The organism is Ignatzschineria sp. RMDPL8A, from assembly GCF_029815055.1.
GTDB lineage: Bacteria > Pseudomonadota > Gammaproteobacteria > Cardiobacteriales > Wohlfahrtiimonadaceae > CALZBJ01.
On sequence record NZ_JAPPWA010000002.1, the window covers coordinates 807,802 to 822,633 of the forward strand.

Below are 14,832 nucleotides of genomic sequence, written 5' to 3' on the forward strand. Positions count from 1 at the left end.
AGTGATTGATTTTTGTCTTATTTGAAATCATTAAAGCATTGATAATGCTAGGTTTATTTTTTATGGCATATATTCTGCTATGGATATGGGGATAATATTTTGTCGAATATTTCGGCAGTGTTGATTTCAACAAGACGAGGATATCCAAATGAATAAAATTTATAGAGTGGTCTGGAATGAAGCAGTGAATCGCTGGGTCGTTACCTCAGAATTAGGCAGTAGCCATAAAAAGAGCTCGAAGTTTAAAGATAAAGTGTTGCAGGTTGGGGCGTTAACGTTCGGTATGATGCTGGGCAGTAGTGCCTATGCAACAAATTATAACTATACAACGGAGCAGCGGATTGATGTGGAAGAAGGCTTCGTACTAAAAAGTGGGGATAGCCTACAAATGGGCAATGGTTCAAAACCGATTAAGCTGGTAGTCAGCACCAAAGGATCGAATGTTTCGAGTTTTACCATAAAGGATGCAGGCGTTAATTTGACCTTTAACCAAGCGTTGATCGCACATAATCGAACCAATACTACATTGTTTGATTTTGATTTTGGCGAAGATGCGGTTCAATTTGCCAAAGATATCTATGAGATTGATGCATCTGGGATAACTTTTTTAGGTTCAGATACGGTTGCGAACGACATGCCAGGGGCGGACAATGAACAGGGCGCGGCAGTCATTTTTGATATTAAAACGGCCTACAAGCAGGATTTTCTTTTAAGTGTTAAAGAAGTGAGAACGGCTGCGGATCCCACACTATTGCATAAATATACCCACGGTTATGGGGCGATTTTTTCAGGGATAGACGCGGGAAAAGAGTCAAAGTTAACTGTTAAAGATTCGCTCTTTAGACTCGAGCGGGGCACCGCGATTAAAGGGGTTGATGGGGGGCATATCGATGTCTTAGATTCCAATCAAATCCTTTTCTCAAAATATCATTCGTCATCTGCACCAGTTAAAGACCCAAGTGCACATTACTCCATCGGTATTGAGCTCGATGGGGATGTTACGGCGACCTCACACGCCAATTTTTCCGTTGATAATAAAACTACGGAGCGGATTACACTCTATGACATTAAAAATGGGGCAACGCTTACAAGCTACAGCCAAACGCCTACATTTGCCGGGCACAGATATGAGTCCTTTATTGGAGCAAATATTGGTGAAAACGCCCATTTCATCAACCATGGCGATTTTAATTTAACAAATAAAAAGCAAACCTTCGCAAATCTCTATGGCGAGGGGGCAACGGTGAGTAATCACGGCAATATTGCGGCTTCGAATGGCGTTGTCTTCCATATTGATGAATCAAGCGCGCAGATTGAAAACCATGGAGAGATCCGGCTGACTGATGCGGGGCAATGGATTGTCTATAAAGGAACAGATGGTGAGGCTCACGCCATTAAAGTGATTGGCGGTAAGGTGATTGTCGGGGATAAGGTGACCGGGTTTACGCAAAATGGGCTCGATAATTTCACCTTTACCAATCTTGATATGACGGTTGAAGGTGGCGGAATTGGTTTTAATTTGGATAACAATATCAATATTTCCGGACAAATCGCACTGGAAGGTGAGGGTAATCAAGGACTTCATCTAACCGGCAGCGAAACCTTTACCTTTAATGAGGGTGCCGAGAGTGAGGCGCTCTTAATTACGCTCAATCAAGGGGATCAAGTTGCAATCAATGTGGATCGAACGGGTGGCCTTGCAACCTTAGAAGGGCTCAAAATTACCGGTAATGCGGGAACGGGCATTCAGGTTCTCAATGGCGATCTCCTCTTTAAAGGGTTAATCGAGATGGAAGAGGGCGGCACAGGCCTCTATCTAGCGAGTAAAACGGGAAGTGAGTTTACCAATGAAGGGGTAATCCATAGCGATATTCGTCTTGGTGATGGGGATAATATCTTTACCTCAGAAAAAGATGGGGCATCGGTGATGGGTGATATCACCGCGGGAAGTGGCAGTAATACCATCGCTATCCTCGATTTTAAAGGCGGAATGACCTTTAATAATGATGCCAATGCCGAAAGCCACAATACCGTAACCTTAACGGGCGGGACTGTTTCGGATATCGAAAGTAAGAATGGATCGCTCGATTTAACGCTTAAAGATGGCGTTGTCGTTAATGGCTCGCTCCATGCCAACGGGGATAAAACAAGTGAACTCACCCTGGATAATAACGACTTTCGTTATGATGAGGTTGGAAAGGTCACGGGCTTTAATGAGATCAACCTTAAAAATGAATCCACACTCACCGCAACCGAGGCATTTACCGATGTTGAAAAACTTGGCATTGATGCGGAGAGCCGTTTTGTCGTTAAAGAGGTCAATGGAGATTATCAGTTTGATGCAGCGCTTTGGGGCACAGGCACGGTGGATGTTGATTTAGGGGCAGAAGGGACAGCGCTTCACCACTTTATCTTCACCAATGAAACAGCGCCCGATCTTCTTTTCTCCGGAACGTTTAATCTAAAGAGTGGCGCATTAACGCTCAATAATGCGATCTATAGCGCGAATTTGCAGGATGCCATTTTAAATATTGAGAAAGATGCTTTGTTGCAGATTAATTCCGATAATGTGGGGCAATTTAATGTCACTATCGGCAAACTCAATATCAATCAAGGTGCGCTTGAATTTTTGGATGGAGATTTTACCCCGCTCCATGTGAAAGAGTTCTCCATCACGGCGGGTAGTAAAATTGTCGTGGAAGATATGGATGCTTTAACGGATTTGGGGACATCGGAGTTTAATCCCGCAGAAGAGGATTTCTTTAGTAATTATCTGCACCGCACCTATTTAGAGGCCGATCAGTTTACCGGGGTTGGCGTAGAGCTCGATTTTGTCAATCAAGCGGGAGAGATTCTCCCACAGGTCGATATCGATGCGGTGAGAAAACTCAAAACGGGCGATACGGAAGTGGGCGAGGCTCATTATAGCGAGCTACTCTTTACCGCCGATGGGATTGAAGGAGGCAAAGGCTCCATTAATTTAGGCTATCTCCTCTCTGAGCTCAATGCATATGAAAACCAAACCATTGGTATTAGCAATCATGAAGGCGGATCTGAATTGGATGCGCTCCTCACTGGGAAAGGCGGATTCACCTTTGATGCGCACTCTGAGCCAATTATTTTAACGCACAGCAATAATTACACCGGCGATACCATTGTCAATCAAGGGAAAGTGATTTTAGGGAATGATCAGGCGCTTGGCGGGATTGATCTAGAGAAGCAGACGGGCCAGCTCATTTTAAATGGGGGTAGCGTTGATCTAGCAGGATTCACTCAAGATGTCGATAGCGTACAGAGTAAAGTAGGCACGATTCTCGATCTTGCGGGTGGAACGCTCAATATTGATAATGGGCGACTTCCAAATATGAAATACAGAGAAAGTCATCTCTATGGTGAAATCAAAGGGGATGGCGCGATCACGTTGGATAAAGGAGATGTCACGCTCCACAATCAAAATCATGATTTAAATGCCAACATTGAGATATATTACAACTCATCGCTAACCTTAAAAGATGTTCAGTCAGCGGGTTCAAGTACTATTTATCTTGGAATGCTCGGGAAGCTCAATCTCGAAGGAGAGGGGATTTTTGATAATACGGTGACAGGTGATGAGGAGACTACTTTAAATGTCAATGGCGGCAGTGAAACCGCTCCGCTCACATTAGCCGGTGATAATAGTGGTTTTAGCGGGACAGTGTCCATTGCTGATGATGTTTATGCCGTGGCTAAAGGGGAAAACAGTGTTGGAACGGGCACGCTTAATCTCAATAAGAGCGGAACGCTCGGGTTTGATGAATTTAAAGATGGCGATGAAACGGCGGAATTAGGCAATACAATTACCGGCTCGGGGTCACTCGTTGTTAATGACAATCAAATTAAGATGACAGGCAATCATGACGATTTCAAAGGCACACTTGCGCTAAATGAAGCAACGTCTGCGTGGCATCTTGAAGCGTACGATCACTATCAAGTCAATTACGATGTGATCGGTAACGGTGAACTTCAATTTAACCTTACAGATTCCACCAGTCAGATTACGCTCAGTGATCAATTTAGCGGTGATTTTGCTGGAGATTTAATTATCCAAACGGGGCATTTGGATCTCAATGAGGCGCATTTACCAAAACTTGAATCCACCCAATTAACGCTAGGCAGTGGCGCGTATAGTGAACTGAGTGTTGATGGCGATCTGCGCGGTTTAGTATTAGATGGCGGAACGCTCTATGTGCAGAAAAATGCGACGGGCGATCAGCTCAATACCTTAAGCGCGGGCGAAATTTATCTGAAAGATCAGAGCAATATTATGATCAAAGATGAAGACTCGATCGGTCTATCCGGTGAAATGGAGGGCATCGATGAGAAAGGCTCGCTACTCGATCAGCAAACGCTGGCCTATGGAAATCGCTTTATCGAAGGCGAGGTTAAAGAGGGTGGCACGGCTCAATTAGCCTTAGTCGATGAAGAGGGTAACGCGTTAGAGAGCTCAAAACGGGTTGAAGTTGTGATTCAGCAAGGCGCAGGAACGGCCGATTATGACTATAAAGGGTTAGCGCTGAGCGACGGCATTGGCTTTGGTTATGGGCTGGTGAGTCTTACTGCGAATGCGGATAAAACCCTCACCATCGATAGCGTTGGCAGTGACGAGAAAGATCTGCACATTGAGCTTCATGGCGCGGGTGGATTTGATTTCCTCTCCGATAAAGAGGGGTTGACGGTCAGTAACGGCAAGAACGATTACACCGGCGATACCACCTTTTCAGGCGGAAAGATTACCGCGGGGGCCAATGAGGTTTTTGGTGATAAGGGCGCACTCATTTTAGAGAATGATGCTCACCTCGATATGGATACCTATGTTCAACATGCGGACTCATTAACCACATCAGAAGAAACGGTCGTAGACTTAAATGCCGGCGATATTATTTTAAGCGGGACAGATGGGAATGGGAATGATCTCAATAGTGTGATTGATGGCGATTTAAAGGGTGGCCCAGAGAGTCATTTAGTGGTTGAAAATGGCAATCTTACGGTCAATACGCACAATCCCGATCTTGAAACCAGCACGACCTTTAAAGATGATGCAACTGCAGATCTTAAATATGGCGATAGCCTTGGCAAAGGAACGATCGACATGGAAGGCGAGAATAAACTCAATATCCATGGCGGTGGCAATCTTGCCAATACCATTACTGGGGGCGCGGATTCTGAGCTCAATATTTTAGGCGGAACGCCTGACGATCAAGTGGTGATTACCGGCGATAACTCCGGTTTTGATGGCAATCTCACCATTGACGATCTGGGTTATGCATCGACCAACACCATGGATGGACTTGGTAACGGCTATCTACAAAATGATGGTACGCTCGAGTTTAATAACCTTGGCGCGGTGGATTTTGATAATGCCTTTGGAGGCACCGGCGATTTTATCGTGGGCGATAGCCAAATTACGGTAAATCAGACGCCGAACGACTTCTCCGGCATGGTCGATTTAGATCAAGAGAGCTCACAATGGATTATCGGCGGCGATCTAACTGGCGATTACACGCTCGATTATGGCGTTCAAGGCAATGGCTCGCTTGTGGTCGATCTTGGCAATAAAGAGAGTGAATTTACGTTAGGTGACAAGATCAATCCCGATGAATTTACCGGAACGCTCGATCTCAATAGCGGTGAAATGGCGCTCAATGAAGATCATTACGATAAATTGAGCGGGGCCGATGTGGTCGTACGCGAGGATGGAAAACTGCATGTCGACGAGGATGGCTATCTCAATGAGCTCGATCTCGATGGCGGTACCATTCATATTCACGTCAATGAGAATGAATCGGATCGTCACAATCTTCTTCACGTCGGCGAACTCGGTGCTGAGAGCGGTAGTCACATCATTTTAGATGATCTTGATCTCTTAGGAAAAGAGGATGCCATCGATAATATCGATACAAGTGGCTCATTCTTTGATCAACAAAGTGGCGGGGCTGGCGGCGAGCAGATTATCCAAGCCGATAAGATTAAAGACGGCAGCGAAGGCGCGCAACTCACCTTAGTGGATGAAGATGGCAATGCCATTGAGAGTATTAATCGCGTGGAAAAAGAGCTAGAGGATGGCTCCGGTTCTGCGATTTATGATTACAGCGGTCTTGTGCTTGATAATGGGGTTAATATCGATTATGGCCTCGTTGGACTTAATGCCCATGAAGGTGAATCGATCATTATTGAGAAAGGTGAAAATGATTCGACCGACTCGCTCAATGTAGAGTTAACGGGCGATGGCGGTTTTATCATCAATACTAACGATCAAACGATTCATTTAGGCAATCAAAACAGCAATTATACGGGAGAAACAGAGGTGAATGGCGGTACGGTAATTGCCGATTCAGACAACGCCTTTGGGAATACCTCCGAGCTCAATCTTAATGATGATGCCTATTACGATCTCAATGGAAACGATCAAACCGTTGGGGAACTCAATACCGATCTTGATGCAACCGTTGATATTAACGAGGGCAATTTAACCATCTTAAATGGCGGTGAGGTGAATGGCGATCTGAAAGGATCGGGTAATCTCACGGTCGATAGTCAAGACGGTGGCGAACTCACCATTCATGGCCCACAAGAGGAGTATCATGGCGATACTCATGTGCTTGAAGAGGGTGTGGTGAATCTCGATGATTTTGCCGGCTTAGGCGATGGCGGAATTGAAAATGATGGCACCATCAATTATCTGGTCGATGGCGATGGCGAGCTCTCCAACCAATTTACGGGTGATCAGACCGGTTTAGTGGATCTCTCGGGCAGTGGCTCGGTTCATTTAACGGGCGATAATAGTGGTTACGATGGCGAGTTCTATTTCGGTCCGGATCAAGAAGTGATCGTGAACGACAGTAATGCGCTCGGTAATGGTGGCGATATCGAAATTATCGGCGGAGGCGATGGCGGTCTTGTGATCGCAGATGCGGAGAAACCGAACAGCTCCTTTGATAATAACTTTAAAGGGGATGGATCGATTACGCTCGATAATAGCGATGTGATCTTTACCGGCGATAATAGCGAACTCACGGGCGATCTGATTATTGAGGATGATTCACATCTTCACACGATCGACCACGGCGTTCCCGGTGGTAATATTCATAATCACGGTGGCTGGACCGCGGAAGTGAATCCTGAGATCGATGTGGATTTCAATGGCGAGCTTTCCGGTGAGGGTGATCTTCATAAAATTGGCGATGGCAATCTCAATTTAAATGGGGATAACTCACACTTTGGCGGGAATACCATTGTGGATGAGGGGGCACTCAACATTGGCGATAATGCCCAATTTGGTAACGGTTCGGGCGATCTTATTGTCAATAATGATGGGTCGTTTAATCAAGGCAAAGAGTCGGAATCCCATTTTGATGATATCTACGTCAATGATGATGGACTCCTCAATCTTGGTGAAAATTCAACCATGAATGGCAATCATGTGATCGTTGATGATTACGGCCATTTAGTGCTCGATCAAGGCGCGGGATTAAATGCCGATGACGTCCTTGTGACTGATCATGGCGAGCTCTCGATGGATCATAATAGCTATATTAATAGCAATGTGACTGTCGATCCGGATGCGTCAATCGGGGGATACGGCACCATCCATGGTGATCTTAATCTGAAAGGTCATCTCGATGTGGGCAGCCGTGTCGATCATATTGAGCCCAATACGGAGATGGGTGAATTTGTTGTCGATGGTAATTTAATTGCCGAAGAGGGCAGTGTGATTCACTTTGGTAGCGATCAAACCGATGCAGACCGTCTCATTATTAAGGGCGATGCCACTGGTCAAAGCGGTGTTTGGGTGGATGATATCCATCATTTAGAACTGCATGAGCTGGGTGACGATGTGCTCTATATTCCGTTGGTCGATATTGAAGGCAATAATAGTCTATTGCTTGATCATATCGGGCGTACCGTCGGGGGCGTTTATGAGTTTGAACTGGTACAAGATGACAATGGCAACTGGATGCTGAAAAACATGAAGGGCCATCGTCCTGAAACGGGCATCTATCTTGCCGGTTTAAGTGCCGCCAATAAACTCTTTAGCCATTCGATGGTAGAGCGTAACTACCTAAGCGAGGAGAGCCGACTTTGGACCTTCACGCACGGCAGTTTCGAGAAGTTTAACGATAATGGCGGCATCAATCGTACCAGTATCGATAGCTTCACTCTAATGATCGGAGGCGACCTACTTAAAACATCGTTAGCAGATAAACCATTTACCTTCGGGCTGATGGGCGGTTATGGATATAGCAGCAGTAAAACCACCAACCGCGATACCGGCTCACGAGCGAAAGGTAGTGGTGATGGTTATTCTCTCGGGCTTTACGCCACCTTTGGCGATCAGCTCCAAGAAGGGCTCTATCTCGATGGCTCGCTCCAGTACGTCTATTTTAAAAATAGCGTGAAGAGCGATGGCTTACGCGATGAAACCTCAAAATCGAAAGGATTTGTTGGGTCAATCGAGGGGGGATACACCTTTGGAATCGCGGAAAATGTCTATCTTCAACCGCAACTGCAACTCACCTGGATGGGTGCCAAAATGGATGATATGACCGATGGATCGGGCACGAAAATCCGTGGCAGTAAGGATAATATCGAAACTCGCTTTGGTGTGCGTCTCTTTGCGGATAAAGCACTCGCGAATGGCGGATCGGTTCGTCCTTATATGGATCTTAACTATATCCATAACTCTAAACCGTTTGCCGCTGAGTTTGATGGCGTTCGCGTTGAGCAAAAGGGCACACGTAACTTAGGTGAAGTGAAAGTGGGCCTTGAAGCGGATGTGAATGACAACCTCAAAGTATGGGGCGATGTGGGCTTCCGTAAAGGGTCCAACAGCTACCGCGATACTAAAATTTCAGCCGGGATTCGTTATGAGTTTTAGGGAGCTCGGTTAGTTAAACGGTCAGCACACCATTAATGATAAAAGGCGATCTTCGGATCGCTTTTTTTATGTGTGAACATTGATGATGAACCTATATTAAATTTTATTTTCTGGTGAGGTTAGGAAAGAAAGGGATTGTTTTTTAATAATTGACTATTATGCTATTGGGCTAATAGTGTTAAGTATTGTAATGTTGGTTACCTTAATCTGATGGATACAATAGGAAGGAAGAGTATAGATGAATAGAGTGTATCGAATTATTTGGAGTGTTAGGCTTTTCGGTTGGGTAGTGACCTCTGAATTAGGACATGCTCGGAAAAAATCTTCAAAACAGACTCGAATGGTTCGAAGGGGGAGGCGTGCTCTATCCCGTTGTGGCGCGATTATGTCGGTAGGTCTTATGGGATTATCAAGCTCATTGTTGAGTTCTCCCGTATATGGGCATTCATTGCCTTCTCTCTCAGTTCTTGGTGAGCATCAGATTGGTGTTGGAGTGACGGAGTCATATCCTAATGAGGCGCTGCAAGCATTGAGTGGGATCCGTTTAGATGGAACGCTTAATCTTGGTGGAAAGGGTGTTTTTCAGAATTCGTTATCGGGCAGCGAAAGCGGACGATTAAATATTACGCAGGATGCTCACATCATTTTTGATCGTAGCCACGATGCTTATAAAGGGCAATATCAGATCGATACACGTGGGAAATTAACCATTCGTGATTTACAGGCACTGGGATTTGATAATACTGCAGTGGTTGAGGGCGATCTACTGATGGTTCAGCTAACAGGGCAGATTCATAATAAATTTGAAGGGCAAGGCACTATTCGTTTAGTGGGGAGTGATCTTATTTTAGCGGGTTATACAGGTGGAATGACAAGCTTTAGTGGGATGCTCGATATTGATCAAAACTCTATCTATCGCTTTAACCGTGATGCGAATACTTTTACGCTGCATCATAATATTCGTGGGGCAGGGATTTTCCAAGTAGATATTGAGCCGAGTAATCTGTTTAATTTTACCTGGGATATGAAAGGGGATGAGTTTAATGGAACGCTACAGTTAACTAGTGGTACGATCGACTTTAATACTGATCATATGACCTACTTAAATAAGCTACCCAATGCAACGTTGGAGGTTGGTGCTTCAGGAACGGTCAACGTTCATAGTGGTTTGACTCAATCAAGTAAAGGGTTAACGCTTGATGGTGGCACGATCAATTTTACAGCGCAAACAGGCGGCTTTGAAACACTCAAGATCAAAGAGCATATTCACGTGAAAAAGGGGGTGAGTACGATCAAGGTCAATGGGGCTGATTTTAAGACAGATACGCTTCCTTCTGGGAACTTCTTTGATCAGCAACAAGGCGCTTTAGCCGGCATGATTATTCAAGGGAAAACAGCATCAAAAGAGACGGGTGCCGAGATCTATCTGGAGGATGAAAAGGGCAATCCTATAAGTGAAAAAGAGGCGACAAAAACCGCGTTAGCCGATAATGCTGGATTTGCCTATTATAGTGCCGGTCAAGGATTAATTATTACGGATGGTAAAGAGGGGGAGAATGGAATCGGGTATGGTGCGACTTTAACGTCACTTGAAGCGAATCAAAATCACTCCATCTTAATCAGTAATCATAAAGATAATGAGAATCAGGCAAAAAAGTTTAAGGTGTTACTTACAGGAGAAGGTGGCTTTACCTTTAAATCAGAAGATCAAATTACGCTATACCGTGATGCCCACGAAAGGCCCAATGATTACCGTGGGGTTACAACACTAACATCCGGCAAGTTAAATCTACAGAGCGATCAGGTACTTGGACGTACATCCAATATTATTTTAAATCACAATACAGAGCTTGATTTAAACCATATAGCCCAAACGGCGGGAGGATTGAATACCGCAACAGGATCGCTTTTAAATTTAAATGAGGGGCATCTCTCTTTAATTGGAGATGGAATAATAGAAGGGTTTTTAACGGGGAGTGATAAGAGTCATTTAACAATAGCAGATGGAGAGCGCCTCTCTATTAAGCAACTTGATAATCATCCTTTTAAAGGAACGCTTGTTGTTAATCAGGATGCGACATTGGCACTTTATGGTGTGGCTTCTATAGGCGGGTTTGGCAAAGTGAATCTTAAACAAGGAACGCTCCTCTTTACCGAAGAAGCTAAAGGGGTATTTGGTAATGAGATTATCACCACCAAGGATGATAAAACGGCGCTCATTAAACTTGATAAACAAGCCGATATTCATTTTACAGGAGATCGTTCAACTTATGCTGGTCGTTTTGCATTAGAAGATGAGAGCCGATTGACGATTACTCACGCCTATGCGCTAGGTAACCATGAGTATAATCAAGTTACCATTGGTAAAGAGGCAACACTTGCCCTAAATAGATTTTCCCATCAGTTAAATAACGCCATTGTAGGAGAAGGAGCCATTGATTTAAACGATCAGGCGTCAATTGGCATTAAGGGCGATTATAGCGGTTATACAGGGCGGCTTTCAGTGGATGAGAATTCCGAATTTATCATTGATAAAATGGGGAGTTATACGCTTCATCATGGTTTAGGCGGTGCAGGAACGGTCTCAGTAACGCTAGATAGTCGCGACCGTCAATTCACACTCGGTCAAGCGGATATGAGTGGATTTTCTGGAAATTTAATACTGAACCAAGGCACCATGGCTTTAGATCTCGATCATCAGGCTAAATTAAAAGGCGCAGAGCTTACGTTTAAAAAGGGCTCAATTGGGATTGTGCAAACAAGTGATGAGAATGATCGGTGGAATGTGCTTAATTTAGCGGGAGGAACGCTTCAATTTAAAGGCAATTCCTTCGATCCGCTCTATGTAGAGTCGCTTCATGTGATGTCTGGTAGTGAACTAATGATTGATGATCTTGAGGCAATCAAAGGGCAAGAGAGTTTAGATGACATTGATCGTTCAATCAGCTTTTTTGATCAGCAAAAAGGTGTGATTGGGGCTGAATTTGTGGAAGCCAATCAGCTGACCGATAAGAGTCACGGCTCCTCTATTACGTTAGTCAATAAAGAAGGTCAATTGATTGAAAGTGGCTTAGAAGCACGGCATGAGCTTGAGGGCGGCGTAGCGATTTACGATTATAAAGGAATCGTAGAGTCTAAAGAGGGAGAGGGTGGCTTAATTGCCTTAACCTATGGATTAACGGAATTAGAAGCAAAGAAAGATCACTTTTTAACATTAAAAAATGATGCGGAGGGCAATACAAAATTAGGGGTAATTCTATCAGGTGAAGGTGGATTTACTTTTGATATTACCCCATCAAGTAAAGAACATCCTGTTGAGGTTGGTAATGCAAAAAGCAGTTATATGGGTGAAACGCATATTAAAGGAAGCGAAGTGCGGGCTACCACAGATAATGCTTTTGGACGAACGAGCCATCTTAATTTAGAAGATGGAAGTCATGTGACATTTGTGGGAGAAAAGCGACAAGAGGTAGGGGTTCTTAGTATCTCGAATAGTGCGAAGCTCTCACTGAATGAGAGTAATTTAATAATTCGTAATGGCGGAACAATTGACGGCTCGATTACAAGTGATAAAAACGGGCAATTGACTGTAGCAGGGGGGGAGTTGACGCTCAGTAATGGTAATGAGGATTACGCAGGCACCACACGCATCGATCAGGGGGCTGGGGTTGTACTTAAAAATCATCACGCTCTTGGAAAAAGCTCGGAGGGAAAGAGTGCGGGAGTGATCTGGAATGAGGGACGCTTAACGCTCGCAGGTGAAGGTCGATTTGATAATCGGCTTATGGGTAGTAAAACAGCGTCTGTTACCGTTTCTGGGGATGATACGATCTTTACTGCAAATAATAGTGATTATTATGGCACAATTTTAATTGAAAATAATAAAACGTTAATTGCTGAGCATGAGGCAGCGCTAGGTCGTGGAGATGTGCAGTTAACAGATCATGCCACGTTAACCTATCGTAATGTTTCTGGAGATAACCAGCAGGACATTGCGGTGATTGGTACTCAGATAAGTGGCACTCAATCAAGTTATCTCAATGTTGAAAATAGCGCTCTCTATCTACAGGGGGATAACAATGGCTTTAAAGGGGCGTTGGTCATTGATGATTTATCAAGAGTCACAATGGATCAATTTGGGTTAATTTCCGGAAATATTAACAATGAGGGAGCGTTGACTTTCGATATTAATGAAGGCGTAAAAACGTATCGTGGACAATTGACGGGGAGAGGTATTTTTACAAAATTGGGCGGTGGAACGTTAGCATTTGAACAAAGCCAGCATTATAGTGGGGATATTGAGATTAAGCAGGGCGCATTACGCATCGATTCTGGAATAACTTATCAAACCGATGCGACGCTTTATATCGATCAAGAAGGAATGCTCACATTTCTGGATCAGTCATTTGTTTCAGCAAATTCAGTTAAGAATAATGGGGTAATTGGTGGATATGGCACGCTTCAGGGGAATTTAAATAATAACGGAAAACTGCAGATAGGATCGCGAATTAATGCACAAGGTGATAATCAGCCCGACGCAAATCAGTTTACTCCAGGGGTGTTTACGATCAAAGGGGACTATTTCGGCGGTAAAGGTAGTACGATCCATTTTGGTACGATTTATGGTAATGATCAATCGCCCACTGACCAGTTAGTCATTGAGGGGAAAGCTACCGGAGAGAGCCAGGTGGTTGTGGATAATATTCATGGATTGGGTGCTCCTACCAATCGAGGCATTGAGCTGATCAGGATTGATGATGGAGATCATTCCGATATTGAACTGATTCATAAGGGCCGTACAGTGGGAGGTGCGTATGAATATAGGCTCGTTGAGCTAGAAAAAGGGCATTGGTATCTCACCAATCATATTGAGGACGAAGTGTTGCCCCCAGATGTGGATCCAACGACGCCTCAATTTAGATCAGAAACAGGTGCCTATATTGGCAATTTAGCTTCAGCTAATAGACTTTTTAATCATGGATTGCACGATCGCCAATATATTACGCCAGAAAGCTCATTATGGACACGAACCAATGCAAATTTTGGCACGTTTAGAGATAGTAGCAATCAGGCGAAGATAACGCAGGATTACTATGCCTTCCAAGTTGGAGGTGACGTGATTAAAGGAGTGTTTGGGGATCAGCCATTCACATTTGGGTTGATGGGCGGTTATGGTTACACTGAAAGTAAGAGTAGAAATGAAGTCACAGGGTATCAATCAAAGGGCCGTGGTGATGCATATGCAATTGGAATCTATGGGACCTTAGGGGAGGATCATTATCGCTATGTCGATGGATGGCTCCAATATATCTATATGGATAGTACGATTAAAAGTGCAGGTATAGATAATGAAAGTTATAAAGTTAAAGGATTCATTGCCTCTATTGAAGCTGGCTATGCATTTGAATTAAGTCAAAATCTCCATCTTCAACCGCAACTGCAACTCACCTGGATGGGCGCCAAAATGGATGATATGACCGATGGATCGGGCACGAAAATCCGTGGCAGTAAGGATAATATTGAAACCCGTCTCGGTGTGCGTCTCTTTGCGGATAAAGCACTCGCGAATGGCGGATCAATTCGTCCTTATATGGATCTTAACTATATCCATAACTCTAAACCGTTTGCCGCTGAGTTTGATGGCATTCGCGTTGAGCAGAAGGGCACACGTAACTTAGGTGAGGTGAAAGTGGGCCTTGAAGCGGATGTGAATGACAACCTCAAAGTGTGGGGCGATGTGGGCTTCCGTAAAGGGTCCAACAGCTACCGCGATACTAAAATTTCAGCCGGGATTCGTTATGAATTTTAGGGAGCTCGGTTAGTTAAACGGTCAGCACACCATTAATAATAAAAGGCGATCTTCGGATCGCTTTTTTATTGCAGGTAATAAAAGAAGCAACAAAAAACCCAAGGGCTAA

Annotated in this window: 2 protein-coding genes; both read left to right on the forward strand. The window is 44.3% G+C overall.

Translation table 11 applies throughout. From position 1 onward, the window contains the following. The first annotated feature begins 148 nt into the window (after positions 1 to 148). Positions 149 to 8,914, forward strand: coding sequence for an autotransporter outer membrane beta-barrel domain-containing protein (locus OXI21_RS05230; protein WP_279618507.1), 8,766 nt, complete (start codon positions 149 to 151; stop codon positions 8,912 to 8,914). Positions 8,915 to 9,299: 385 nt separating this feature from the next. Beyond that, positions 9,300 to 14,723: an autotransporter outer membrane beta-barrel domain-containing protein gene (locus OXI21_RS05235; RefSeq protein WP_279618508.1), complete on the forward strand. Its 5,424-nt coding sequence runs from the start codon at positions 9,300 to 9,302 to the stop codon at positions 14,721 to 14,723. Positions 14,724 to 14,832 lie beyond the last annotated feature (109 nt).

Bases quoted from the DNA above. Each gene is read 5' to 3' on its own strand.
- OXI21_RS05230 (WP_279618507.1), top strand. From the start codon at position 149: ATGAATAAAATTTATAGAGTGGTCTGGAATGAAGCAGTGAATCGCTGG.
- OXI21_RS05235 (WP_279618508.1), top strand. From the start codon at position 9,300: ATGTCGGTAGGTCTTATGGGATTATCAAGCTCATTGTTGAGTTCTCCC.